Origin of the sequence: Streptomyces kebangsaanensis (assembly GCF_001906585.1) — a bacterium.
Classification (GTDB): domain Bacteria; phylum Actinomycetota; class Actinomycetes; order Streptomycetales; family Streptomycetaceae; genus Streptomyces; species Streptomyces kebangsaanensis.
In genome coordinates, this window is sequence record NZ_JUJA01000162.1 from 31,834 (window position 1) to 35,030 (window position 3,197).

Here is a 3,197-nt window from a genome sequence, read left to right on the forward strand (position 1 = left end):
GCCGCTCCAGCCCCTCGCGCAGCGCGCCGAGCGCCGGGTCGTCCAGCGGGGTCTCCGGATAGCGCGGGGCGTAACCGGCAGCCAGCAGCAGCGTGTTGCGCTCCCGCACCGGCACCTGGAGGTGCTCGGCCAGCCGCAGCACCATCTCCTCGCTCGGCCGGGACCGGCCCGTCTCGACGAAGCTGATGTGCCGGGCCGAGGAGCCGGCGCGCAGCGCCAGCTCCAGCTGGCTGACCCCGCGCCGCTCCCGCCAGGCCCGCAGCAGCGGGCCCACACCGCCCCGGCCGGCGGGGGTGGCGGTGGACGTGGTGGTGCCGGACGGGACGATGGCCATGCGCACGACCGTAGTCGAGGAGGGGGGCCGTACATGACCGAGCCGTGGAAGCAGTCCTGGGAAGCGACGGCGGTGTACCGCGCCGGAGTGCGCGGCTGCCTGCCGGGCGGTACCGTCGGGGACGCCCTCGGCCACCCGGTCGAGTTCGGCTCCCCGGAGCGGATCCGCGCCACGCACGGCCCGCCGGGCCCATGAGCACCGGCTGGAGACCCGGCGCAGGCCGGGCCCGGAGGACAGTGGGACGGCCGAGCCTTCCGGGGCTCCTGCGAGGGCCCGCGCGGCGGCCTGATCACCGAGCGGTGGCTGCACGCCCGCCGCGCCCGCCTGTCCGGGCTTGCCCACGCCGACTTCGTGCCCGAGCCCGGGTCGGAGCTCGGTCGCCTCGCCCCGGCACCGCCTTCGCCATGGCCGCACGCTGCGCCCGGACGACCCACGGCCACCGTTCCTGGAGACTGCATCACCGCCCTGGCGGACGACCTCGCCGCCGAATGCGTGGCCGGCCGGCCCGCGGCCCCTTTCGACCAGGGACGCGACGGCCCTCCTGTGGCAGGCTGAACGCATACGCGCCCCGTCGCCACGCCCATGAAGGGAACGAGCCATGGCCGTCGAACCGCTGTCGCGCGAGGAGATCGAGGACCGGCTGACCGAACTGCCCGGCTGGTCCTTCGACGGGGACCGCCTCACCCGTTCCTTCCGGCTCGGCTCGCACTTCGCGGCGACGGCGATGGTCGTGCACATCGCCCAGGTGCAGGAGGAGCTCGACCACCACTCCGACCTCACCCTCGGCTACAACACGGTCTCGCTCGGCGTGAACACCCACAGCGCGGGCGGCGCCGTCACCGAGAAGGACTTCGAACTCGCCCGCCGGGTGCGGGACCTCGCCCCGGGACACGGGGCGAGCTGAGCGGCCGCCGGGACGGGGGGAGAGGCCGCGTGCTGGACTACGAGAAGGAAGCCGAGCACTACGACGCCTCGCGCGGCGGCGAGCCCAGGGCTGCCGCGGCGGCCCGGGCCGTCCTCGGCCTCATACCGTACGGGGCACGGGAGTTGCTGGACGTCGGCTGCGGCACCGGCATCGTGACCCGCCGCCTCACCGCGGCCCGCGCCGGCCTGCGGGTCACCGGCGCCGACCGGGCGGACGCGATGGTCCGGCAGGCCGCGGCCCGCCTGCCCGGCGCCGTCGTGCTCGCCGACAGCCGCCGCCTGCCCTTCCCGGACGGCCGGTTCGACGCCGTCACCAGCGTGTGGCTGCTGCACCTCGCGCCGAGCCCCGAGGACGCGCGGGCCACCGTCGCCGAGTGCGCCCGGGTGCTCCGGCCCGGCGGGGTGTACGTCACCACGGTCGACAAGGCCGCCGCGCACAACGTCGGCAGCGACATCGACGCCGTCCTCGCCCCCCGGCCCCGCACCCCCGCCCGGGACGCCGAGGACCTGGTCGTCCGGTACGCCGCCGAGCACGGCCTGCTCCCGGCCGGCCGGGACCGCTTCCCGGGCCGGGGCCAGGGCCGCAGCCCCCGCCGCACCATCACCGACCTGCGGCGCGGCTGGTTCGTCACGCTGCCGCCCGGCGAGCCGCTCGGCGAGGAGTTCGCCGCCCGGCTGGCGGCCCTGCCCGACCAGGACCGCCCCCGCCCGGACCCGGTCTTCACCCTGCGGGCCTTCCGCAGACCGCCCGACGGCGGAATCCCCTCACACACGACGGCAACTCCCGTGCGCACGGCGGCGACTGAGAGGTGAATCCGTCCCTCCCCCCAGGAGGTTCCTCTCATGCAGGATCCGCACACCCCGCACGGGCCCGTCCCGCACGGGCCCGTCCCGCACGGGCCCGTCCCGCACGTGCCCGTCCCGCGTCCGCGCGAACACCGCCGGAGCCGCGCCGCCCTGTCCGCCGTGGCCGCCACGGCGGTCCTGGCCGGCGCCGGACTGACCACCCTGACCACGACCCCGGCCGAGGCCGCCACCTCCCGGCAGGTGGAGAAGCTGAACCGGGGTCTGGTCAGCGTCCACACCGACAGCGGCAACCTGATCAGCTGGCGCTGGCTCGGCACCGACCCGGACACCGTCTCCTTCAACGTCTACCGCGCCGGCACGAAGGTCAACTCCAGCCCCGTCACCGGCTCCACGAACTACTTCCACTCCGGCGCCCCCGACTCCGCCGACTACACGGTCCGCGCGATCGTGAACGGCACCGAGCAGGGCGACTCCGAGCACGCGGTCCAACTCCGCGGCGGATACAAGGACGTGCCGATCAGCCCGCCCGCCGGCGGCACCACCCCCGACGGGGTGTCGTACACCTACGAGGCCAACGACGCCTCCGTCGGCGACCTGGACGGCGACGGCCAGCTGGACTTCGTCCTCAAGTGGCAGCCGACCAACGCCAAGGACAACTCCCAGTCCGGCTACACCGGGAACACCGTCGTCGACGGCATCAGGCTGGACGGCACCCGGCTGTGGCGCATCGACCTGGGCCGCAACATCCGCTCCGGCGCCCACTACACCCAGTTCCAGGTGTACGACTACGACGGCGACGGCAAGGCCGAGGTCGCCATGAAGACCGCCGACGGCACCAAGGACGGCACCGGCGCGGTCATCGGCAGCTCGTCCGCCGACCACCGCAACTCCAGCGGCTACGTGCTCTCCGGCCCCGAGTACCTGACCATGTTCAACGGACAGACGGGCAGGGCGATGCAGTCCGTCGACTACGTCCCCGCCCGGGGCACGGTCTCCTCCTGGGGCGACTCCTACGGCAACCGCGTCGACCGCTTCCTGGCCGGCACGGCGTACCTGGACGGCTCCCGCCCGTCCCTGATCGAGGCCCGCGGCTACTACACGCGCACGGTCATCGCGGCCTGGGACTGGCGGG

Annotated in this window: 4 protein-coding genes and 1 pseudogene; 4 read left to right on the forward strand and 1 reads right to left on the reverse strand. The window is 74.9% G+C overall.

Annotated features, from left to right (window positions below; all coding sequences use genetic code 11):
- A pseudogene (locus tag RH94_RS45090) lies at positions 1 to 334 on the reverse strand (helix-turn-helix domain-containing protein); the annotation flags it as partial.
- 33 nt (positions 335 to 367) lie between these two features.
- Between RH94_RS45090 and RH94_RS40030 the strand changes: the two are divergent.
- The 4 genes from RH94_RS40030 to RH94_RS45095 all read left to right on the forward strand — a co-directional run.
- Positions 368 to 529, forward strand: a complete 162-nt coding sequence (locus tag RH94_RS40030) for an ADP-ribosylglycohydrolase family protein (RefSeq protein ID WP_199881103.1) — start codon at positions 368 to 370, stop codon at positions 527 to 529.
- Between the two features lie 403 nt (positions 530 to 932).
- Positions 933 to 1,238, forward strand: a complete 306-nt coding sequence (locus RH94_RS31450) for a 4a-hydroxytetrahydrobiopterin dehydratase (protein WP_073951741.1) — start codon at positions 933 to 935, stop codon at positions 1,236 to 1,238.
- A gap of 29 nt (positions 1,239 to 1,267) precedes the next feature.
- Entirely contained in the window at positions 1,268 to 2,071 is an 804-nt protein-coding gene (locus RH94_RS31455; protein ID WP_073951742.1) for a class I SAM-dependent methyltransferase, read from the forward strand.
- A gap of 30 nt (positions 2,072 to 2,101) precedes the next feature.
- The coding region (locus RH94_RS45095) for a rhamnogalacturonan lyase family protein (RefSeq protein WP_456154174.1) at positions 2,102 to 3,197 on the forward strand (1,096 nt) is incomplete at its 3' end.